The organism is Rhodanobacter thiooxydans (genome assembly GCF_030291135.1).
GTDB lineage: Bacteria > Pseudomonadota > Gammaproteobacteria > Xanthomonadales > Rhodanobacteraceae > Rhodanobacter > Rhodanobacter thiooxydans_A.
In genome coordinates this window covers 330,252-352,578 of the sequence record NZ_CP127409.1, presented here as the reverse complement: position 1 = coordinate 352,578, position 22,327 = coordinate 330,252, and the positions used below count along the sequence as shown (strand labels likewise).

Genomic DNA, 22,327 nt, shown 5'->3' with positions numbered 1-22,327 from the left:
GCTGAAGGTGGTACCGCGCCTGCTGCGGGTCGCCTCGGTGCTGCTGGCGTACCGGCTCGACGAACTGGTCGACGCCACCCACCTGTACCGTCCGCTGAAGCTGCTGCGCCCGCTGGTTTCGCGCCCGCGCATCGACATCCGCGGACTGTCGCGTGGCGCGCGCCTGCGTCATGCGCTGACCGAACTGGGCCCGATCTTCGTCAAGGCCGGCCAGGTGCTGTCGACCCGCCGCGACCTGGTGCCCACGGACATCGCCGACGAGCTGGCGCTGCTGCAGGACCAGGTCGCGCCGTTCTCCGGCAGCGAGGCACGGGCCATCGTCGAGGGCGAACTGAAATCATCGATCAGCCGTCTATACGCCCAATTCGACGAAACCCCGCTGGCCTCCGCCTCGATCGCCCAGGTACACGCCGCCACGCTGCACGACGGCCGCGAGGTGGTGGTGAAGGTGCTGCGCCCCGGCATCGACGCGCAGATCGCCCGCGACGTGAAACTGCTGCGCTCGCTGGGCGAGCTGGCCCAGCGCTGGCACCCGAACGCCGACAAGATCCGCCCGCTGGACGTGGTGGCCGAAGTCGAGAAGATGCTGGAAAACGAGCTGGACCTGCAGCGCGAAGGCGCCAGCGCCAGCCTGCTCAAGCGCAATTTCGCCAGCGGCGTGGACCTCTATGTTCCCGAGGTGCACTGGGAGCTGACCAGCGCGCGTGTGCTCACCCTGGAACGCGTGCACGGTATCAGCAGCGACGACATCGCCGCGATCGACGCCGCCGGGCTGGACCGCAAGGCACTCGCCGCCAAGGGCGTGCGGGTGTTCTACGAGCAGGTGTTCCGCGACAACTTCTTCCATGCCGACGCCCACCCCGGCAACATCTGGGTCGACCCGGCGCGCACCGGCGAACCGCGCTTCATCGCGCTGGACTTCGGCATCATGGGCTCGCTGCCCGAGGCCGACCAGTACTGGCTGGCGCAGAACTTCATCGCCCTGTTCGAGCGCGACTATGCGCGCATCGCGCAATTGCACGTCGCCGCCGGCTGGATGCCCGCCAACGTGCGGCTGGACGAACTGGAAGCGGCCGTGCGCACGGTGTGCGAGCCGTACTTCACCCGCCCGCTGGCGCAGATCTCGCTGGCCGAGCTGGTGGTGAAGCTGTTCCAGACCGCGCGCCGCTTCCAGCTGACCCTGCAGCCGCAGCTGATCCTGCTGCAGAAGACCCTGCTCAACATCGAGGGCGTCGGCCGCATGCTCGACCCGCAGATCGACATCTGGGCGGTGGCGCATCCGGTGCTGAAACGCATCCTGCGCGAGCGCTACAGCCCGCTGCGCACCCTGCGCGACGTGCGCAAGCGGCTGCCCGAATGGCTGCACCACGCACCGGAATTTCCCGAGCTGGTGCGCGACGCGCTGCGCCAGATCGGCCGCGGCGAACGGCGCGAGCTGGCCGATCCGCTGGCGCTGGAACTGCAACGGGACAATGCCCGCCGCCAGCACAAGCTGCTCGCCTGCGGCCTGCTCGGCAGCACGCTGCTGATCGGCGCCACCTTGCTGTGGACACTCAATCCGCAACACGGCCCCTGGCCACCGCTCGGCGCCGGCATTGCAGGCCTGCTCGCGTTCGCCATCGGCTGGCCCCGCTCCCGCTGACCGACGCGAGAAACCCATCGGAACGCAGGGCGGGCACTGTCCGCCGCTTCACGCCAGGAGCTGGCGGGAGCAGTGCCCGCCCTTGCGTCGCCCCATAACCGCACCACACCTCGCTCGATGGGTCCGCATGCTCGACATCCTCTACCAGGACGACGCCCTGATCACGGTGAACAAGCCCGCGAACCTGGCCGTGCACCGCTCGAAGATGGTGGGCAACGCGGAAGAATTCCTGATCGACCTGCTGCGCGAGCAAGTCGGTGACAGCGTGTACCTGGCGCACCGGCTCGACCGCGCCACCAGCGGCGTGCTGCTGATCGCGCGCAGCAAGGAAGTCGCCGCCGCGCTGGGCGAGCAGTTCATGGGCCGCGCGGTGCACAAGCAGTACCTGGTGGTGGTGCGCGGCTGGCCGGAGCCGGCGGAAGGCGTGATCGATTATCCGCTGCCCGGTTCGCGCGAAACCGGCCCGCGCCGCGAGGCGCGTACACGCTACCGCCAGCTGGCCACGATCGAAGTGCCGATCGAACTGGGTCGCTACCCGCAGCAGCGTTATGCCCTGCTGCTGGCGGAACCCGAAAGCGGCCGCTTCCGCCAGATCCGCAAGCACCTGGCGCATATCCACCACCCGGTGATCGGCGACTGCCAGCACGGCCGCGGCGACCACAACCGGCTGTACAAGCAGCACTTCGGCTGCCATCGCATGCTGCTGCACGCCTGGCGGATTCGCTTCGCGCATCCGCTGACCGGCGCTGCCCTGGAGATCGAGGCCCCGCTGGACGCCGCGTACGCCGGGCTGCTCGATCGTTTCGGCTGGACGCTCGAAGAGGAGTGAGCTGGCCGGCGTGAGAAAGGCCGCTCCAGGCTTTCTTCGGCTTCTCGCTGCCCTCCACTCACTACCCGCTTCTCCCCTACACTTCCCGCATGCTGACCATCAGCCGCACCCTCTCCCTGCCCGAATCCGAACTGGTCGAGCGCTTCCTGCGCGCCGACGGCCCGGGCGGGCAGCATGTGAACCGCACCGAGAGCGCGGTGGAGTTGCGCTTCGACGTGGTCGGCTCGCCGTCGCTGCCGGAGGAGGTCCGCGCGCGCTTGCTGGCCCGGCGCGACCGCCGGCTCACCGCCGATGGCGTGCTGGTGATCCAGGGTCGCCGCTTTCGCGACCAGGCGCGCAATCGCGACGACGTGCGCGAGCGGCTGGCCGAGCTGATCCATGGCGTGCTGCTGCCGCCGAAGAAGCGCCTCGCCACCAAACCGACCCGTGCCTCCAAGGAGCGCCGTCTGGTCGGCAAGCAGCAGCGCGGCAAGATCAAGCAGACGCGCTCGCGCAAACCGGACTTCGAATGAACGGACGCCTGTTTACTCCCGCCCAGCTGCCGGCACAGATGCCCCGCCTGCGTGACGGCTGGCAACGCCGGACCTGCCGCGCCGCGCTGCGCATGGCCGGCTGGAGCCTGGTCGGCGAGTTCCCCGACGTGCCCAAACTGGTGCTGATCGCCGCGCCGCATTCGTCCTGGTGGGATGGGGTGTGGGGGCTGCTGGTCAAGGTGGCGGTCGGCGCCGACGTGCACTTCATGGGCAAGCAGGAGCTGTTCTTCTGGCCACTCGGCGGCCTGCTGCGCCGGCTTGGCGGCATGCCGATCGACCGCACCGCCGCCAGGGGCGTGGTCGAGCAGATGATCGATCAGTTCCGCCAGCGCGACCGACTGTGGCTGGGCATTGCGCCGGAAGGCACGCGCAAGCCGGTGAAGCGCTGGAAGAGCGGCTTCTGGCGCATCGCCCGCGAGGCCGGCGTGCCGATCTTCCCGGTGGCGTTCCACTACCCCGACAAGACCATCCGGTTCGGCCCGCTGTTCGACACCAGCGCCGACATGGAGGCGGACCTCGCCCGCCTGCGCGCGTTCTACGCACCGTTCCGAGGCAAGCACCGCAACGTGTGACCATCGGCAGTGCAACGACGCCCACACGGCGGGCGCCGGATGGACTGCCTGCGCGGCATCGTATGGCTGGGTCTCGGGCTGAACTGGCGCTGCAACCGCGCGGCTGAGCCGGCTATCCGCGGGCGCCCCGCCTTGTCCGTTCCTGACCCGGTGGGGCCATCCCGTCCCCTTCCTGCGACGCGGAAGGGCACACGCGGGATGCAGACCAAGCTAATAGCATGAATCAATACGTCATGGCACGGCACGTGCTTACCAATAATCACAGAAAATGTGATACTCATCACATTAGTTGAAATGTCCTGCGACTCCGTTACCAGGCGCAGGACACACAAGGGGGAATCCGAACATGCACGTGTTGATCACGGGCGGGGCCGGTTTTATCGGCTCCCATCTGGTAGCGCTGCACCTTGCGCGCGGGGACAAGGTCCACGTGGTGGACGACCTGTCGACCGGGCTGCGCGCCAACCTGGCGTCCTTCGAGGCGTCGCCGAACTTCCGCTTCGACGAGGCGGACATGCTGACCTGGCCGCTGCTGCAGCAGGCTGCCGCCTGGGCGGACCGGGTCTATCACCTTGCCGCCGTGGTCGGCGTGTACCGCGTGATCGCCGAGCCGACGCGCGTGCTGGCCACCAACATCGCCGCCTGCGAACGGTTGTTCCGCACCATCGCCGCCAGCGGCTGGCAACCGCAGGTGGTAGTCGCCTCCAGCTCCGAGGTCTACGGCCACCGCCATGCCGAATTGCTGACCGAGGACATGGACCTCAGCGTATCCACCCGCGCCGGCACCCGCTGGAACTATTCGGTCAGCAAGATCGCCGACGAGGCGCTGGCCCTGTCCTATGCACAGAAATTCGGCATCCCGGTTCTGGTGGCGCGCTTCTTCAACACCATCGGCCCGCGCCAGACCGGCCGCTACGGCATGGTCGTGCCGCGTTTCGTGGAGCAGGCGGTACGCGGCGAGCCGATCACGGTGTACGGCGACGGCGAGCAGACCCGTTCGTTCTGCGACGCGCGCGACAACGTGCGTGCGCTCGACCTGCTCGCCTCGCGCGAGAGCGGCGACGCGCTGGTGGCGAACGTGGGCAACGACCGCGAGATCAGCATGAACGCACTGGCCGAGCTGATCCGCCAGCGCGCCGACAGCGACTCGCCGATCACCCACGTGCCGTACCTGAAAGCCTACGGCGAAGATTTCGAGGACATCCAGCGGCGCCGGCCGGACCTGACCCGGCTGCGCACGCTGACCGGGTTCCAGCACCGCTACACGCTCGAAGACACGCTCGACGAGCTCATCCGCGAACGACGCATCTCCCTGACAGGCAGCGAACATGGCCACCGCACCCTGGTTTGTCATCAGTCCTAACGCGCTGCTCAGCGTGATCGGGTTACTGCGCGGTCCGGACCGGACCGTGCCGACGCCTGCGCAGGACTGGCGCACCGCCACGGTGGACGTGGTCATCCCCGCCTACCGCGAGGCGGAGAACATCGCCCATTGCCTGGTCTCGGTGGCGCGGCAGACGCACAAGCCGCGCAACATCATCGTCGTCGACGACGGCAGCAACGACGGCACCGCCAGCCGCGCCGAGCTGACCGCGCAACGGCTGGGCATGAAGATCACGGTGATCCGGCGGCAGGCGTCGATCGGCAAGACGCCCACGCTCAAGCGCCAGGCGCGCGAGTTCGACGCCGACGTGGAGTTCATCCTCGACGGCGACACCTTCCTGGAATCGCCGGACTACATCGCCCGCTGCGTCGAGGAGCTGTACAAGGGCGTCGGCATCGCCTCGGTCTGCGGCCGCGTGCTGCCGATGCGCCTGTCCGACCGCCGCCATCTCGCGGAAACCCCGGAATACACCGTGGTGCTCGGCGGCAGGCCGTATGTCGACCCCAAGTCCAGCCGTTCGCGCCTGCAGCTGATGTGGTGGGGCCTGACCAACATCTACCGCGACTGCCTGTACCGCTTCCTGCAGGGCTTCGTGTTCCATGGCCAGGTGGTCTTCTTCGGCGGCATCACCAACCCGGTCGGTTGCGCCGTGGCTTACCGCCGTGAATACGTCAAGGACCTGTTCGACCGCTACGAGCCGCAGTTCGGTGACAACCTCACCAACTCCGAGGACATCTTCATCGGCTTCGCGCTGATCAACCAAGGCTATCGCAACGCCCAGCTGCTGGACGTGACGGCGCGCTCGGAGGAGCCGCTGGCCACGCGGCTGCCGCGGCAAATCTCGCTGTGGTCGTCGTCTTTCCTGCAGAGCTGCTACTACTTCGACGCGCTGGTGCGCAGCCCGTTCAAGGTGTTCGCGCGCATGCGCCGGCGCTGGCACGAGAAGCAGGGCGAGCACGGCAAGCACATCCAGGAGCTGCGCAAGGTCCAGGAGCCGTACCGACAGGCGTTCGGCGAGGAAGTTACCAAACGCTACGGGCGCCCGCTGGGCTGGATCATCTTGATGTCCGCCTTCGAGAAGATCGGCTTCCCCACCGCGTTGATCGTGATGGCCCTGCTGCGCTGCTGGGAACCGCTGCTGATCACCCTGCTGGCGGAATCGGCGCTGTCGCTGATCGTGTTGACGGTGATCTCCCGCGGCGAGCGCTGGAAGATGCTGGGCAAGGGTCTGCTGGTGACACCGCTGCGCTACGTCCTGATCCTGGCCGAGATCCGCACGATCGGCCAGTTTGCCATCGACCTGTGGATTACGGGGAATCGCAAATGGCGCAAATGAAATCCCTCGCCTGGCTCGTCGGCGCGCTGCTGGCGGCGCCGGCCGGTGCATGGGCACAGAACCCTGCCGTCCAGCCGCTGGACACGCAGGCACGGGCGCTGATGTGGACCGGCCACGCCGATGCCGCCACGCGGACGATGCGCGAGTACGTCGCCGGGCACCCCGGCGACCAGGCCGCCGTGCTCGACCTGGCGCGCTACCTGACCTGGAGTGGCGACTATGCCGGCGCCCGCGACGTGCTGGACGCCCATCCGGAAGCGACCCGCAGCAGCGAAGGCCAGGTCGTGCTCGCGTCGGTGCTGGCCTGGGGCGGCTGGATCCGCACGGCGCAGCAAGCCAATGCGGCGCCGCTGGCCGCCGACCCGAACGGCCTGCTGCCCAACTACGCGCAGGCGATCGCCTTGCGCCAGTCGGCGCGACCACGCGAAGCGCTGCCCTACGTCGAGGCGGTCAAGCGCGCCAGGCCGGACGGCAAGGATGCGCGCGACCTGGAGCGTTCGGTGCGCATCCGCACCGATTCCCTCGTGGCGCTGGACTACCAGCACGGCTCCGATTCGGACGACCTCGAGCGCTCGCAACCGACCCTGCGCGCGGAACTGGCGCAAGGCGAGGCGCTGCGCTGGACGGCCGAGCTCGGCCGCTGGAACTACCGCGCGCCGCTGAGCAGCCCGTTCGCCAGCCTCACCGGCGCCCGCTCGCTCGATGAGAACCGCGGGCTGGTCGGGCTGCGCTACGCACCGTCGCTGTACACCACGCTCAGCGCGGCCATCGGCCGTTCCTCGATCGACGGCGGCGGAACCACGCTGTGGCGGCTCGGGGTGGACCAGCGTTTCAGCGACACCTTCCGCGCCGACCTGCTGGCCGACCATGATCGCGTCGCCGCCTCGCCACGCTCGCTCTCGCTGGGGCTGGACCGCACCAGCGTCACCGGTCACGCGCAGTGGACGCCAGACTTCCGCTGGACCGGCGACCTGTGGCTGCGTCGCGACCATTTCAGCGACAGCAACAACAGCACGGACTGGAATGCCGCCATGCGTCGCGCGGTTGTGCGCCAGCCCGGCATCATGCTGGACCTCGGCGCCAACGCGGAGCACTTGTCGTTCGACCACAACCCCGGCCACGGCTACTACGCACCGGACAACTACCGGCGCTACGCGCTGACCGCCAACCTCTACGTCGGGCTCGGCGAAGACGTCGGCCTGTCGGTGCAGGCGGGCCTGGGCCGGCAGCGCGACGAGACCTTCACCGCATGGCGTCGCGCCAACGACATCAGCGCATCGCTGGTGGTCGGCATTTTCTCGCCGTGGCAACTGAGCGTGAACGCCGGCTACAGCGAGCGGGTGCTCAACACCGGCGCATACGAGGGGCGCAGCTGGGGCCTCACGCTGACCCGCCGTTTCTGAGGGTCTGCGCGGGACGGGCATGGATGCAGGCAGGCCGCCGTTGCGCAGCGATATCCAGGCCCTGCGTGGCCTGGCCGTGCTGCTGGTGATCCTGCAGCACGCCCGCGCCGGCTTCATCGACGCGGGTTGGCTGGGCGTCGACATCTTCTTCGTCATTTCCGGTTTCCTGATCACCGGCCTGCTGGCCAGGGACATCGGTCAGGGCCGCTTCCGCTTCGCCACGTTCTACTTCCGCCGCGCCAAACGGCTGCTGCCGGCCGCGTACGTCACCTTTGCGGTGACCGCGGCAGCCGCGTTCTTCCTGCTCGATGCCAGCGAATGGCAGGATTTCACCCGGCAACTCGCCGGTGCGGTGAGCTTCACCGGCAACTTCGTGCTGCTGCAGCAGACCGGCTACTTCGCGGGCACTGCGGCGCTCAAGCCGCTGCTGCACGTGTGGTCGCTGGCGGTGGAGGAGCAGTACTACCTGCTGTTGCCGGCGGCGCTGCTGCTGGTACCGCAGCGCTGGTGGTTCGCCAGCAGCGTGCTGGTGCTGGCGGCCAGCTTCGCACTGTGCGTGGTGCTGAGCTACTCGCGGCCCGAGGTGGCGTTCTACCTGTTGCCCACGCGCGCCTGGGAGCTGGCGATCGGCTCGCTCGCGGCGCTGGCCGGCGCACCGGGCCCGCGCCGGCAGGCCTGGGTGGCGCGCCTGTTCCTGCCGGCGCTGGCCGCGCTGTTCGTGGTGCCGGTGTGGCCGCTGCCCGCACCTCATTTCGCCAACATCGCGATCGTCTGCGTGGCGACCCTGGTCGTGATCATGCGTCGGCACCCCGAGTTGCAGGACCGGCCGCTGCCGAACGTACTGGCCGCGGTCGGTGACGCCTCCTACTCGCTGTACCTGGTGCACTGGCCGGTCTTCGCCCTGCTCAACAATGTCTACGCCGGCGACCCGTCCTTCGGCACGCCTGCGCCGACGGTCCTGGCGGGCGCAGTCGCGCTGGCGCTGCTGCTGGGCTTCGCCCTGTACCGCGGCGTCGAGCGGCCGGTGCGCCGGCTTGAACTGCATTCACCGGGACGCTGGTCGCTGGCCGCACTGGCCGCTTCGCTGGGCCTGGCGCTGCTGCCGCTCACCCTCGCCGCGCACAGCGGCACCCATGCGCTGCGCGGGCCAGCGATCGACTACGCCTGGCTACGCCGCGACAACGTCGGCTTCGACGCGGTGTGTGACGGCTACCAGCGCCTGGAATACACCATGCGCTGCAGCAACGCGGCGCACCCGGCCACGATGATCTGGGGCGACTCGTTCGCCATGCATCTGGTGCCGGGGCTGGCCGCCACCATGCCCGGCGGGGTGCTGCAGGCCACCAAGAGCGCCTGCGGGCCGCTGCTGGGACTGGCGCAGATCTACCGCGTGTACACGCGCGAGTTCGCCGAGCGCTGCCTGAGTTTCAACGACTCGGTGATCGCCTACCTTGCCGCGCATCCGGAGATCCGCACGGTGGTGCTGTCCAGTCCGTTCTACGAGTACTTCGACCCGGCGCGGCGCATGCTGCACGTGGTCGACGGGCAGGCGCGAGTGGAACCGCCCGATGCAGACACCGCGCTGGCGGCACTGGCCGCCACCATCGGCCGGGTCCGTGCGCTGGGCCGCCGCGTGGTGATCGTGGCGCCGCCGCCGGGCGACGGCTTCGACTACAGCCACTGCCTCGAGCGCAAGGCGCGCAACCGCACGCTGTTCGGCCGCTTCATCGACTGCGACATCCCGCTGGCACAGTACCGTGCCAGCAAGCGCCGGGTGTTCGCCTTCCTGCAGCGGATCCACGCACAGGCCGATGTCGAGGTGGTGTCGTTCGATGCGTTCCTGTGCGGCACCAAGGCGTGCCGCACCGAACTGGACGGTACCTTCCTGTACCGCGACGACGGCCACCTGTCGTACGACGGCTCGCTCCTGCTCGCCCGGCGCATGCACCTGGACGCACTGATCGCGAAGGCGGCGCGCTGACCCGGCTGACGCGGGCGCGGATCAGCGCCCCGAATGCCCCGGCTCGTCGTAGTCGCGATGGGTCAGCAGGCCGGGGCGGATCAGGTCGATGAAGGCGCGCGCCTCGGCGCTGAGGAACTTGCCCTTGCGCATCACCACGCCGTAGCTGCGTTGCGGGAAAAACTGCTGCATGTTGCGCACGGCCAGGCGCGCGTGGTCGACCGCGGTGATGCAGATGCCGGTGACGATGGATATTCCCAGGCCCATCGCCACGTATTCCTTGATCACGTCCCAACCGCCCACCTCGATCGCCACGTGGTATGGCACCTGGCGCTGCTGGAACACCAGGTCGACCAGGCGGTAGGTGGACAACCGTTGCGGCGGCAGGATCAGGCCGTACGGCGAAATATCCTCCAGCGTGATCTTGTCCTTCGCCGCCAGTGGATGGTCCGGCGGCATGATCAGCATCGGGTCGTAGTGCTGTACCGGCGCCCAGGCGATGTCGTTGGGCACGTCCAGCATCGAGCCGACCGCGAAGTCGGCCTCGTCCGCGCGCAACAGCGCCAGGCCGTCCTTGCCGGTGACGTTGGCCAGTTGCAGCTGCACGGCCGGATGCTGCTCGCGGTAGCGGCGCACCAGCTCGGGCAGCAGGTACTGGATGGTCGAGGTACCGGCGGCGATGGTCAGCCGGCCGGCCTGCAGGCCCTTCACGCGGGCCTGGAAGTCGCGGTCCAGCGTGTCCCAGCCCTCCACCAGCGGCCGCGCCAGCTCGTACAGCGCCTCGCCCGCGTCGGTGAGGTTGATGCGCCGGCGGCGGCGCTCGAGCAGGCTCACGCCAAGTTCGCGCTCCAGCGCCTGCAACTGCAGGCTGATCGTGGGCTGCGACAGGAACAGCGCCTCGGCGGCACGGGTCAGCGTACCCAGCTTCACCACGCTGACGAAGGCGCGCAGCTGCTTGTGGCGGTTGCCCTTGTAATAGAAACGGCCGACATCGGCAGGCTCGCCGCCGGCGCGCTTTTTTGCTGCGCTGCGGTGTATTTTTTTTGACTTGTTCGGCGTGCCCGTGTGCTTTTTCATCGAGTGATTTCAGTCAATTGCATTACAGATTGATTTTATCAATATTAGTAATTGAAACATTCACTTTGTCAAACACACGATCACTGCCCTAGCTTCGAGTCACCCACGACCCGGAGCGAACCCATGGCAGTCCCGCAGGAACGACTCGAACTCGGCAGCGTCGAGATCCACGCCGACCCGGCCAGTTACGCAGGCATCCTCACCCCCGCGGCGCTGGATTTCCTGGCCCGGTTGCACCGCCGCTTCGAGTCCACCCGGCAGCAGTTGCTGCAGGCCCGGCGCGAGCGCCAGGCCGGCTACGACGCCGGCGGCCTGCCGGACTTCCGCGCCGATACGCTGGCGATCCGCGAGTCCGACTGGGCCGTGGCACCGATCCCGGCCGCGCTGCAGGACCGCCGCGTCGAGATCACCGGCCCGGTCGAGCGCAAGATGATCATCAACGCGCTGAACTCCGGCGCGAAGGTGTTCATGGCCGACTTCGAGGATTCCTCGGCGCCCACCTTCGCCAACCAGCTCGACGGCCAGCTCAACCTGCGCGACGCGGTGGACGGCACGATCGGGTTCACCTCGCCTGAAGGGAAGAGCTATCGCGTCAACGACAACCCGGCCGTGCTGGTGGTGCGCCCGCGCGGCTGGCACCTGCACGACAAGTTCTTCAGCGTGGACAGCGAGCCGATGGCCGGCGCGCTGGTCGACTTCGGCCTGTTCGTGTTCCACAACGCCCGCGCACTGCACCGCCGCGACCGTGGCCCGTACTTCTACCTGCCCAAGCTCGAGGCGATGGAGGAAGCCGCGCTGTGGGATGCGGTGATGGCCGCCGCCGAGGACGAGCTGCAGCTGCCGGTCGGCACGATGAAGGCCACCGTGCTGATCGAGACGCTGCCGGCGGCGTTCCAGATGCACGAGATCCTGCACGCGCTGCGCCGTCGCGCGGTCGGCCTCAACTGCGGCCGCTGGGACTACATCTTTTCCTACTTGAAAACACTGAGAGGTCACCGCGACCGGTTGCTGCCGGAGCGCGGCCAGGTGCAGATGACCGCGCCGTTCCTGAAGGCCTACTCCGAGCTGCTGATCCAGACCTGCCACCGCCGCGGCGCGTTCGCGATGGGCGGCATGGCCGCGCAGATCCCGATCAAGGGCGACGACGCGGCGAACGAGGCGGCGCTGGCCAAGGTGCGTGCCGACAAGCTGCGCGAAGTGCAGGCCGGCCACGACGGCACCTGGGTGGCGCACCCGGCGCTGGTGCCGGTGGCGCAGCAGATTTTCGATGAGTACATGCCGACGCCGAACCAGTTGGGCGTGCTGCGCACCGACGTGCAGGTGAGCCGCGAACAGCTGCTCGCCGCACCGAACGGCACGATCACCCGCGCCGGCTTCGACAACAACGTCGAGGTCTGCCTGCGCTACACCGCCGCCTGGCTGGACGGCCTGGGCTGCGTGCCGATCCACCACCTGATGGAGGATGCCGCCACAGCCGAAATTGCCCGCGCGCAGCTGTGGCAGTGGCTCCATCACGCCGACGATTCGAACACCGACGCACTCGAGTTCCCCGACCACGCACCGATCGACTTCGCCCTGTTCGATCACGCCGTGGCCGCCCACACCCATCGCCTGCAGGGCAGCCAGCACCCCGGCGCCGCCCGCGCCGACGCTGCTGCCGCCCTGCTCAGCGCGATGACCCATGCCGACCAGCTCGGCGACTTTCTCACCCTGCCCGCTTACGAACAACTCGCCTGATCGACCTCGTGGGAGCGCACAGCGTGCGCCCCTGCAACAACGCCATCACCGGAGCCACGCCATGAAGACCGCCCTGCCCACCGCCGAACAGATCTCGCTGGACTGGAACAACAACCCACGCTGGGCCGGCGTCCAGCGCAATTACTCCGCCGAGGACGTGGCGCGCCTGCGCGGCACCGTCGCGGTCGAACACTCGCTGGCCCGCCGCGGTGCCGAGCGACTGTGGAAATCCCTGCACAAGGAAGACTTCGTCAATGCGCTGGGTGCGCTTACCGGCAACCAGGCGATGCAGCAGGTCAAGGCCGGCCTGCAGGCGATCTACCTCTCCGGCTGGCAGGTCGCCGCCGACGCCAACGTGGCCGGCGAGATGTACCCCGACCAGTCGCTGTACCCGGCCAACTCGGTGCCATTGGTGGTCAAGCGGATCAACAACACGCTGCTGCGCGCCGACCAGTTGCACCATGCCGAAGGCAAGGACGAGATCGACTGGCTGGTGCCGATCGTGGCCGACGCCGAAGCCGGTTTCGGTGGCGTGCTCAACGCATTCGAGCTGATGAAGGCGATGATCGAGGCCGGTGCCGCCGGCGTGCATTTCGAAGACCAGCTGGCCTCGGTGAAGAAGTGCGGCCACATGGGCGGCAAGGTGCTGGTGCCGACCCGCGAGGCAGTCGACAAGTTGAACGCCGCGCGCCTGGCCGCCGACGTCGCCGGCGTGCCGACCCTGATCGTGGCGCGCACCGACGCCGACGCCGCCGACCTGCTGACCTCCGACATTGACGCCAACGACCGCCCGTTCATCACCGGCGAGCGCACCGTCGAGGGCTTCTTCCGCGTGCGTCCCGGCCTGGATCAGGCGATCAGCCGCGGCCTCGCCTACGCGCCGTACGCCGACCTGATCTGGTGCGAGACCAGCAAGCCGAACCTGGATGACGCGCGCCGCTTCGCCGAAGCGATCCACGCGAAATTCCCGTGCAAGATGCTGGCCTACAACTGCTCGCCCAGCTTCAACTGGAAGAAGAACCTGGACGACGCCACCATCGCGAACTTCCAGAAGGAACTGGGCGCGATGGGCTACAAGTTCCAGTTCATCACCCTGGCCGGCTTCCACAGCCTCAACTACGGCATGTTCGACCTGGCGCACAACTACGCCCGCCGCCAGATGAGCGCGTTCGTGGAACTGCAGGAAAAGGAATTCGCCGCCGCCGAGCGTGGCTTCACCGCGGTCAAGCACCAGCGCGAAGTCGGCACGGGTTATTTCGATGCCGTCACCCAGGCGATCCAGCAGGGCCAGTCCTCGACCACGGCGCTGAAAGGTTCGACCGAGGAAGCGCAGTTCAAGCAGGCATCGGCGGCCTGACGTCGGCCATGGTGTAGCAGCGCACGGGGTGCGCTGCTACACGCTGGACGGCGGCACCAGCGCGATGACCGTCCAGCCCGGCTTCGGCTCCAGCTCACGCCTGGTCGAAGCCACCCGCAACGCGCCTTTCTCCTCCACGCCGAACATCAGCACGCTGTTTGAGCCGTACTGCTCGATGAAGTGCGGCCAGTCAAAGGTGGCGGTCAGTTTCGTCGATTTGATCCGCCAGCCCTGCTCCATCATCTCGGCGAAGCGGCCGTGGGTCATTTCCTCGTCGAACAGTGGCGGCGCCAGCAGGCTGCCGGCCAGCGCCGCGCGATCGGTATTCTCCTGCGGCGTGAGGTTGCGCAGCCGGTACACCTTCGCGCGGCCGAATTCCTGCCGGTAGTGCACGCAGGCCAGCGAGTTGCGCTCGCGATGGGTAGACACCGCCAGCAACCGGCGGATGCCGGTGAGATCGAGGTGCCGTTCGGCATGCGGCGAGGCCGGGTTGCCGAAGAACGTGGCCAGACCTTCCATCCGCGCCAGTCGAATGCCGTCCCAGTCGTCGTCGGCCAGCACCATGCGGAAACCGGCCTCGTGCAGCGACTTGCCGATCGCACGGGCGACCGGATCCGAGCCGAAGACCAGCACGCCGCGCGGCTCCGGCTCCGCCACCTTCAGCCAGATCGCCAGCGGCCGCGCGGTGGCGCTCTGCAGGATCACCGTGCCGATGATCAGGGTGAACACCAGTGGCACCAGCGCTTCCGCGCCGGCCACGCCGAGCTGGTCCAGGCGCAATGCGAACAACGCGGAGACCGACGCCGCCACGATGCCGCGCGGCGCCACCCAGCCGATCAGCGCGCGCTCGCGCCAGTTCAATCCGCTGCCGAAACTCGAGAGCGCCACGGTCAGCGGGCGCACCAGGAATTGCGCGATCAGGAACAACACGATGCCCGCGCCCAGCATGCCGTCCGGCAGCGGCCAGTGCAGCCGCGCCGCCAGCAGGATGAACAGCAGCGACACCAGCACCGTGGTGAGGCTTTCCTTGAAATCGAGGATGTCGTCGATGTGCACGCCGCGCAGGTTGCCCAGCGCGATGCCCATGATCGTCACCGCCAGCAGCCCCGACTCATGGGTCAGCGTGTTGGAGATGCTGAAGGCCAGCAGCACCGCGGCCAGCACCGCGTAGTTCTGCAGGTACTCGGGGATCATCTGCCGGCGCAGGAAGAACGCCATCAGCCAGGCGGACAACGCGCCGATGCCCACGCCGCAGCCGATCGTGGCGATGAACACACCGATGGTGTGGCCCTCCTGGCGCGACACGATCGCCTCGTAGATCAGCACCGCGAACAGCGCACCCAGCGGGTCGATCACGATGCCTTCCCAGCGCAGCGTGTTGGCGATGCGCGCGTTCGGGCGCAGCGTGCGCAGCATCGGCGCGATCACCGTCGGCCCGGTCACGCAGGCCAGCGCGCCGAACAGCAACGCGATCGGCCAGGCCAGCCCGGCGACGAGATGGGCGGCCAGCGCCAGCATCAGCAGTGAAGCGATCGCGCCGTAGCTGACCAATCCACGCACCGCCTTGCCGATCCCCGGCAGTTCGTGGAAACGCAGGGTCAGGCTGCCCTCGAACAGGATCAGCGCCACCGCCAGCGAGACCATGGGGAACAGCAGCTCGCCCAGCAACTTGTCCGGATCGAGCACGCCACCGACCGGTCCCAGCACGATGCCGGCCAGCAGCAGGAACAGGATTGCCGGCAACTTCACCCGCCACGCCAGCCACTGCGCCAGGAAACCGATCATCAGCATGCCGGCGAGCATCAGGCCCAGCTCGATCGTCATCGCAATCCTTGGACACCTCGGGCCGCCATCGGAACACGCGGCGGTGCACACGTCCAGCGCCTGAAAAGCGGAGGAGTGCGGCGTGACGCGTGAGCAGGAGCGGATGCGTGTTTTCCCCGCTGCCCACTTCCCTGCACGCACTCCCGCCCTAAAACCGGCGGTACTGCAGTGCCTCGGCCAGGTGTTCGCGCTCCAGCAACGCGGCGCCGCCATCGAGGTCAGCGATCGTGCGGGCTACCCGCAGCACGCGATGATAGGCGCGGGCGGACAGGCCCAGCCGCTCCAGCGCCGATTCGAACCAGCGCCGCTCGGCCGGCCCCAGCGCGCAGTCGCGCTCCAGTTCGCGCGTACTGATCTCGGCGTTCGGCCGGCCCGCGCGCATCAGCGATTGCCGCCGTGCCTTGAGCACGCGCGCACGCACCGTGGCGGAATCCTCGTCGCGTTCATTGCGTGGCGTACCCAGCTCCGCCAGCGGCACCGGCGGCACTTCCACGCACAGGTCGATGCGGTCCAGCAGCGGTCCGGAGATGCGTGCGCGGTAGCGCTGGATCTGGTCCGGCGTGCACTGGCAGCGGGGATTGCCGGCGTAGCCGCAGGGGCAGGGATTCATCGCCGCGACCAGCTGGAACTGCGCCGGAAACATCGACTGCCGCGCCGCCCGCGAAATCATGATGTGGCCCGATTCCATCGGCTCGCGCAGCACTTCCAGCACATGCCGGCTGAACTCGGGCAACTCGTCCAGGAACAGCACCCCGTTGTGCGCCAGCGAGATCTCGCCCGGGCGCGGATACGAACCGCCGCCGACCAGCGCCACCGCCGACGCGGTGTGATGCGGCGCGCGAAAGGGCCGCCGCCGCCAGTGCTTCGGATCGGTGACCTGGCCGGCCACCGACAGCACGGCGCAGGTTTCCAGCGCCTCCGACTCCGACAGCGGCGGCAGGATGCCGGGCAGACGCTCGGCCAGCATGGTCTTGCCGGTGCCCGGCGGCCCCACCAGCAGCAGGTGATGGCCGCCGACGGCGGTGATCTCCAGCGCGCGCCGCGCCTGCAACTGGCCGCGCACGTCGGCCAGGTCCGGCCCGTCGTCGGCGCCACCGTTGCTGGGAATACCGACCGGCATCGACAGCTCGTGCGCGCCGCGCAACCAGCCGCACACTTCGGCCAGGGTGCTGGCCACGCGCACGTCCACGTCCGGCACCAGCGCCGCCTCGGCAGCGTTCTCGAGCGGCACCACCACGCGGCGCCCGCGCGCACGCGCACGCAGCAGCGCCGGCAGCACGCCGGAGACGCTGCGCAGCGAGCCGGTCAACGCCAGCTCGCCGAGGAACTCGCAGTCATCCAGTTTCTCGCGCGGCACCTGGCCGCTGGCGGCGAGGATGCCCAGCGCGATCGGCAGGTCGAAACGGCCACCGTCCTTGGGCAGCTCGGCCGGTGCCAGGTTCACGGTGACGCGACGGCCGGGGTATTCGAAGGCGGTGTTCTGGATTGCCACGCGCACGCGATCGCGCGCCTCGCGCACCGCAGCCTCGGGCAGGCCGACGATATTGGTACACGGCAAGCCGCCGGAAAGATGTACCTCGACCATCACCTGCGGTGCGGCGATCCCTTCCTGGGCACGACTGAGGGTAACGGCAAGGCTCATGCGGCCGCTGATCGCCGGTGCAGGGGGGATGGGTCGCTGACAGGTACAGACATCGAGCGACTCCATCCAGCAGCACTAATAAATAACCGCCTCCGATCGTTCTCGGGGTGAGGGTGACGGATCGGAGGCGGCTCCCGGGAGGTGGTTGTCACTGACCCGCGCGGGCAGCCACCGTGGCCTCCAGTTCGGCCACGCGTCGCTCCAATTCGTCGACCTTGGCGCGAGTGCGCGCCAGTACTTGGGACTGGACTTCGAATTCTTCGCGGGTGACCAGGTCGAGGCGGCGCAATCCTTGCGCCAGAACGTCCTGGAAGTTGGTTCGCAAATCCTGATGCGCCTGTGCCACCCCTGGCGGTACCAACGACACAAGTCGCAGGGCAATCTTGTCGATATCCTGCCTATCCATCATGGATAGCGCCTCGAGCTCGTCGAGGTAAATACTAGGTGAACGGAAATCGGGGGCGCCATCGGTATGCTCCGTCAAAGATTGTAAGGATTGTCCTACACGAGCCTCGCTCAGGCGACAACACCCGGCCGGACAGGCAAAATGCGACTTTGGCCCTGGCCGATGCCTTCCCAAGGAAAACCCATGAAGCTGGTCGTGGCGATCATCAAGCCGTTCAAGCTGGACGATGTGCGCGAGGCGCTGGCCGAAGTCGGCGTGCAGGGCATCACGGTCACCGAGGTGAAGGGGTTCGGCCGCCAGAAAGGCCACACCGAACTGTACCGGGGTGCCGAGTATGTGGTCGATTTCCTGCCCAAGATCAAGCTGGAAGTGGCGGTCGCCGACGACCAGCTCGACCGCGTGATCGAAGCGATCCAGGCCTCTGCCCGCACCGGCAAGATCGGCGACGGCAAGATCTTCGTGAGCACGCTGGAACAGGTGATCCGCATCCGCACCGGCGAACTCGATCACGACGCGCTGTAACGCCGCGGCCACCCGTGCCGGCGCCCGCCGCACCCGGCCTGCAATACGACTTATGCACAAGTTGTTGGGTTGACCCTGCCCAGACCACCCGATATGTTGCGTGCGTCGGTGCCCGACCAGATGCGACATCGGTCGGGCTTAAAAGGGAATCCGGTGTGACTCCGGAACTGCCCCGCAGCGGTAAAGCGGAAACGAACGCCCCCACATTGCACTGGCCCTCCGTGGCTGGGAAGCGGGAGCAAGTAGGCGGATCGCCCTGATCCTCGTCCGCAAGTCCGAAGACCTGCCGGCACAGCGGGACGAACGTGTCCCGCTGCGTAGTGACGGCTTCCGCGGGGAAGTGCGTCGTGGAGTCGGTCGCCGTCGGGTGGCCGGCTGGCGCGTCGCCTCCGGAATCGTCGCTATCAGGCCCTGCGCGCGGGAGCAGGTGTTTGATGTCCTTCGCCGGAGCCACCTGCCATGCAAGCCCTCGATACCGCCGAACGCGAGCGCGCCGTCGCGCGCGCCGAATCTCCCATCCCGTCCGCCGATGAAGCCGCCTTCGCGCTGACTCCGCCGCACAGCGCGGCATCCATGCACGTGACCAAGCGCAACGGCAGCCAGGAGGCCGTCGACGTCAACAAGATCGTGCGCGCGGTGACGCGCAGCGCCGAAGGCCTGCACGCGGTCGATCCGCTGCGGGTGGCGCTGAAGACCATCGGCGGCCTGTACGACGGCGCCACCACCGCCGAGCTGGACCAGCTGTCGATCCGTACCGCCGCCGCGCTCACTGCCGAGGAACCCGAGTACGGCCAGCTCGCCGCGCGGCTGCTCGGCGCGTACATCGACAAGGAAGTCAGCGGCCAGGAAATCCAGAGTTTCTCGCAGTCGATCGCGCGCGGTGCGGAACTGGGCATCCTCAACGAGCGCCTGCGCGACTTCGTGGCCGCCAACGCACGCAAATTGAATGACGCGATCGACGTATTGGCCACCCGCCGCTTCGAATACTTCGGCCTGCGCACGGTGTACGACCGCTACCTGCTGCGCCACCCGCAACAGCGGCGGGTGATCGAGACACCGCAGCATTTCTTCATGCGCATCGCCTGCGCGCTGGGCGGCAACGAGATCGGCGAGACGCTGGAACTCTATCGGCTACTGTCCTCGCTGGAATACCTCGCCAGCTCGCCCACCCTGTTCAACGCCGGCACCGCGCACGAGCAGCTCAGCTCGTGCTACCTGCTCGACTCGCCGGTCGATTCGCTGGAGTCGATCTACGACAAGTACGCCGACGTGGCGAAGCTTTCCAAGTTCGCCGGCGGCATCGGCCTGGCCTATTCGCGGGTGCGCTCGCGCGGCTCGCTGATCCGCGGCACCAATGGCCACTCCAACGGCCTGCTGCCGTGGCTGAAGACGCTGGATGCCTCGGTCGCCGCGGTGAACCAGGGCGGCAAGCGCAAGGGCGCCGCCTGCGTCTACCTGGAATCGTGGCACGCCGACATCGAGGATTTCCTGGAACTGCGCGACAACACCGGCGACGACGCGCGCCGCGCGCACAATCTCAACATCGCCAACTGGATCCCCGACGAGTTCATGCGCCGGGTCGAGAACGACGGCGACTGGTCGCTGTTCGATCCAAAGGTCGTGCCGCACCTGGTCGACAGCTGGGGCGAAACGTTCGATCGCGCCTATGCCCAGGCCGAAACCGACGGTCTCGCGGTGAAAACCGTCAAGGCGCGCGAGATCTACGCCCGCATGATGCGCACACTGGCGCAGACCGGCAACGGCTGGATGACCTTCAAGGATCGCTGCAACGCCACCAGCAATCAGACGGCCATGCCCGGGAACGTGATCCACCTGTCCAACCTGTGCACCGAGATCCTGGAAGTCAGTTCGGCGACCGAGACGGCGGTGTGCAACCTCGGCTCGGTGAACCTGGCGCGACATGTCGCCAATGGCGCGTTCGACTTCGACCAGCTCGCCGCGACCGTGCGCACCGCGGTACGCCAGTTAAACCGCGTGATCGACCTCAACTACTACCCGATCGACACTGCGCGCAACGCGAACATGAAGTGGCGTCCGGTCGGGCTCGGCATGATGGGTCTGCAAGACGTGTTCTTCAAACTGCGGTTGCCGTTCGACTCGGCCGGGGCGCTGGCGCTGTCCACTCGCATCGCCGAGGAAATTTACTTCCACGCCCTCTCGCAATCGTGCGAACTGGCCGAGGCCGACGGCGCGCACCCCGGCTTCGCCGAGAGTCGCGCCAGCAACGGCGAGCTGCAGTTCGACCATTGGCCGGATGCCGCCCCGCATGACCTCGCACGCTGGGATGCCCTGCGCGAGCGCATCAAGCAGCACGGCCTGCGCAACTCGCTGCTGATCGCGATCGCGCCCACCGCCACCATCGCCTCGATTGCCGGCTGCTACGAGTGCATCGAGCCGCAGGTCAGCAACCTGTTCAAGCGCGAAACCCTGTCCGGCGATTTCCTGCAGGTGAACCGCCATCTCGCCGACGAGCTGAAGACGCTGGGACTATGGACGTCCGAAATCCGCGACGCGATCAAGCTGGCGGAAGGCTCGATCCAGGGCATCGCCGCGATCCCCGAACGGCTGCGCCAGATCTACCGCACCGTGTGGGAATTGCCGCAGAAATCGCTGATCGACCTGGCCGCATCGCGCGGCGCCTGGATCGACCAGAGCCAGTCGCTGAACCTGTTCATGGAAAACCCGAACATCGGGCAGCTCTCGTCCATGTACATGTACGCATGGAAGGCCGGCATCAAGACCACGTATTACCTGCGCTCGCGACCGGCGACGAAGATTGCCAAGACCACGGTAAGCGACCAGGCACAGGCAACCGCGGCTGTCGTTTGCTCGCTGGAGAACCCGGAGTACTGCGAGGCCTGCCAATAACGCTCTTGCCCCTCCCCTGCGATGCAGGGAAGGGCGCCCCTTTCTCAGAAGGAACCGCCATGTCCGCCCAACCCATCCGCAACGCCCACATCCTCGATCCGGGTTTCGAACTCACCCTGCGCCCGATGCGCTACCCCGGCTTCTATGAAAGGTACCGCAACGCGATCAAGAACACCTGGACCGTCGAGGAAGTTGATTTCTCGATGGACACGCGTGACCTCGACACAAAAATGTCCGCCGCCGATCGCCACCTGATCCGGCGGCTGGTGGCGTTCTTCGCCACCGGCGACACCATCGTGTCGAACAACCTGGTGCTGAACCTGTACCAGCACATCAACGCGCCGGAGGCGCGCATGTTCCTCTCGCGCCAGTTGTACGAGGAAGCGCTGCACGTGCAGTTCTACCTCACCCTGCTGGACACTTATATTCCGGACCCGGTCGAACGCAACGCGGCGTTTGCGGCCATCGAGACGATCCCGTCGATCCAGCAGAAAGGCGCGTTCTGCTTCAAGTGGATCGACTCGATCCAGGACCTGCGCCGGCTGGAAACACGCGAGCACCGGCGCCAGTTCCTGCTCAACCTGATTTGCTTCGCCGCCTGCATCGAGGGGCTGTTCTTCTACGCCGCCTTCGCCTACGTCTACTACCTGCGCTCGCGCGGGCTGCTGCACGGGCTGGCCGCCGGCACCAACTGGGTGTTCCGCGACGAGAGCGGGCACATGGCGTTCGCATTCGAGGTGGTGCGCACGGTCCGCGCGCAGGAGCCGGAGCTGTTCGACGACGCCATGCGTGCCCAGGTCGAGGAAATGATCGAGGACGCGATCGCCTGCGAGACGCTCTTCGCCGAAGACGTGCTGTCCGGCGGCGTCGCCGGCATGTCGGTGAGGGACATGCGCCAGTACCTCGAGTACTGCGCCGACCAGCGCCTGGCCCAGCTCGACCTGCCGAAGAAATACGGCGCGAAGAACCCGTTCGACTTCATGGACCTGCAGGATGTGCAGGAACTGGCCAACTTCTTCGAACGCCGCGTCTCGGCCTACCAGGTTGGCGTGCAAGGCGAGGTGGCATTCGACATGGCGTTCTGAGCCATTTATCGCAAATTCTTGCGGGTGCGGATAAGGCACCTGGGACATGCAGGCTTGTCACGGAACGGCATTAGAATGACTCGCCGAGCCGCGGCAAGCAGGCAGCGAATCCTGCAACTGCACTCGTCC

Annotated in this window: 17 protein-coding genes and 1 riboswitch; of the genes, 13 read left to right on the top strand and 4 right to left on the bottom strand. The window is 67.6% G+C overall.

The window, feature by feature from the left end; genetic code table 11:
* Position 1: 1 nt before the first annotated feature.
* The 8 genes from ubiB to QQA13_RS01410 all read left to right on the top strand — a co-directional run bounded on the left by ubiB (position 2) and on the right by QQA13_RS01410 (position 9,680).
* Complete coding sequence (gene ubiB, locus QQA13_RS01445; protein WP_428992340.1) at positions 2–1,642, top strand: ubiquinone biosynthesis regulatory protein kinase UbiB; 1,641 nt, start codon at positions 2–4, stop codon at positions 1,640–1,642.
* Positions 1,643–1,769: 127 nt separating this feature from the next.
* Positions 1,770–2,471: a pseudouridine synthase gene (locus tag QQA13_RS01440; RefSeq protein ID WP_108472047.1), complete on the top strand. Its 702-nt coding sequence runs from the start codon at positions 1,770–1,772 to the stop codon at positions 2,469–2,471.
* Positions 2,472–2,560: 89 nt separating this feature from the next.
* On the top strand, positions 2,561–2,983 hold the full coding sequence (gene arfB / locus QQA13_RS01435) for an alternative ribosome rescue aminoacyl-tRNA hydrolase ArfB (protein ID WP_108472048.1): 423 nt from the start codon (positions 2,561–2,563) through the stop codon (positions 2,981–2,983).
* Positions 2,980–3,576: a lysophospholipid acyltransferase family protein gene (locus QQA13_RS01430; RefSeq protein WP_108472049.1), complete on the top strand. Its 597-nt coding sequence runs from the start codon at positions 2,980–2,982 to the stop codon at positions 3,574–3,576. The genes arfB and QQA13_RS01430 overlap by 4 nt, the downstream gene beginning before the upstream one ends.
* A 346-nt stretch (positions 3,577–3,922) precedes the next feature.
* On the top strand, positions 3,923–4,939 hold the full coding sequence (locus QQA13_RS01425) for an NAD-dependent epimerase/dehydratase family protein (RefSeq protein ID WP_108472050.1): 1,017 nt from the start codon (positions 3,923–3,925) through the stop codon (positions 4,937–4,939).
* Positions 4,905–6,296, top strand: a complete 1,392-nt coding sequence (locus tag QQA13_RS01420) for a glycosyltransferase family 2 protein (RefSeq protein ID WP_108472051.1) — start codon at positions 4,905–4,907, stop codon at positions 6,294–6,296. The genes QQA13_RS01425 and QQA13_RS01420 overlap by 35 nt, the downstream gene beginning before the upstream one ends.
* Positions 6,293–7,699 (top strand): tetratricopeptide repeat protein, encoded by a 1,407-nt coding sequence (locus QQA13_RS01415; RefSeq protein WP_108472052.1) that lies wholly within the window; start codon positions 6,293–6,295, stop codon positions 7,697–7,699. Before QQA13_RS01420 ends, QQA13_RS01415 begins: the two co-directional genes overlap by 4 nt.
* 19 nt (positions 7,700–7,718) lie before the next feature.
* Positions 7,719–9,680, top strand: coding sequence for an acyltransferase family protein (locus QQA13_RS01410; RefSeq protein WP_108472053.1), 1,962 nt, complete (start codon positions 7,719–7,721; stop codon positions 9,678–9,680).
* Between the two features lie 21 nt (positions 9,681–9,701).
* On the opposite strand, the gene QQA13_RS01405 is transcribed toward QQA13_RS01410, so the two are convergent.
* Positions 9,702–10,736 (bottom strand): LysR family transcriptional regulator, encoded by a 1,035-nt coding sequence (locus QQA13_RS01405; RefSeq protein ID WP_108472054.1) that lies wholly within the window; start codon positions 10,734–10,736, stop codon positions 9,702–9,704.
* 123 nt (positions 10,737–10,859) lie between these two features.
* Between QQA13_RS01405 and aceB the strand changes: the two genes are divergently transcribed.
* Positions 10,860–12,473, top strand: a complete 1,614-nt coding sequence (gene aceB, locus QQA13_RS01400) for a malate synthase A (protein WP_108472055.1) — start codon at positions 10,860–10,862, stop codon at positions 12,471–12,473.
* A 61-nt stretch (positions 12,474–12,534) separates the two neighbouring features.
* Positions 12,535–13,830: an isocitrate lyase gene (gene aceA, locus QQA13_RS01395; protein WP_108472056.1), complete on the top strand. Its 1,296-nt coding sequence runs from the start codon at positions 12,535–12,537 to the stop codon at positions 13,828–13,830.
* Between the two features lie 36 nt (positions 13,831–13,866).
* On the opposite strand, the gene QQA13_RS01390 is transcribed toward aceA, so the two are convergent.
* From QQA13_RS01390 to QQA13_RS01380, 3 genes are all read right to left on the bottom strand, one after another.
* The gene (locus QQA13_RS01390) at positions 13,867–15,654 is read right to left on the bottom strand and encodes a cation:proton antiporter (RefSeq protein ID WP_108472057.1); all 1,788 of its coding nucleotides are present in this window, start codon (positions 15,652–15,654) and stop codon (positions 13,867–13,869) included.
* Between the two features lie 148 nt (positions 15,655–15,802).
* Positions 15,803–17,296 (bottom strand): YifB family Mg chelatase-like AAA ATPase, encoded by a 1,494-nt coding sequence (locus tag QQA13_RS01385; protein ID WP_108472058.1) that lies wholly within the window; start codon positions 17,294–17,296, stop codon positions 15,803–15,805.
* Positions 17,297–17,444: 148 nt separating this feature from the next.
* On the bottom strand, positions 17,445–17,705 hold the full coding sequence (locus tag QQA13_RS01380; protein WP_056389254.1) for an accessory factor UbiK family protein: 261 nt from the start codon (positions 17,703–17,705) through the stop codon (positions 17,445–17,447).
* 180 nt (positions 17,706–17,885) lie between these two features.
* On the opposite strand from QQA13_RS01380, the gene glnK reads away from it, so the two are divergent.
* The 3 genes from glnK to QQA13_RS01365 all read left to right on the top strand — a co-directional run bounded on the left by glnK (position 17,886) and on the right by QQA13_RS01365 (position 22,198).
* Complete coding sequence (gene glnK, locus QQA13_RS01375) at positions 17,886–18,224, top strand: P-II family nitrogen regulator (protein WP_108472059.1); 339 nt, start codon at positions 17,886–17,888, stop codon at positions 18,222–18,224.
* An 89-nt stretch (positions 18,225–18,313) separates the two neighbouring features.
* Positions 18,314–18,529: riboswitch (cobalamin riboswitch) on the top strand.
* 154 nt (positions 18,530–18,683) lie between these two features.
* Positions 18,684–21,113: a ribonucleoside-diphosphate reductase subunit alpha gene (locus QQA13_RS01370; RefSeq protein ID WP_108472060.1), complete on the top strand. Its 2,430-nt coding sequence runs from the start codon at positions 18,684–18,686 to the stop codon at positions 21,111–21,113.
* 59 nt (positions 21,114–21,172) lie between these two features.
* Positions 21,173–22,198, top strand: a complete 1,026-nt coding sequence (locus QQA13_RS01365) for a ribonucleotide-diphosphate reductase subunit beta (RefSeq protein WP_108472061.1) — start codon at positions 21,173–21,175, stop codon at positions 22,196–22,198.
* Positions 22,199–22,327 lie beyond the last annotated feature (129 nt).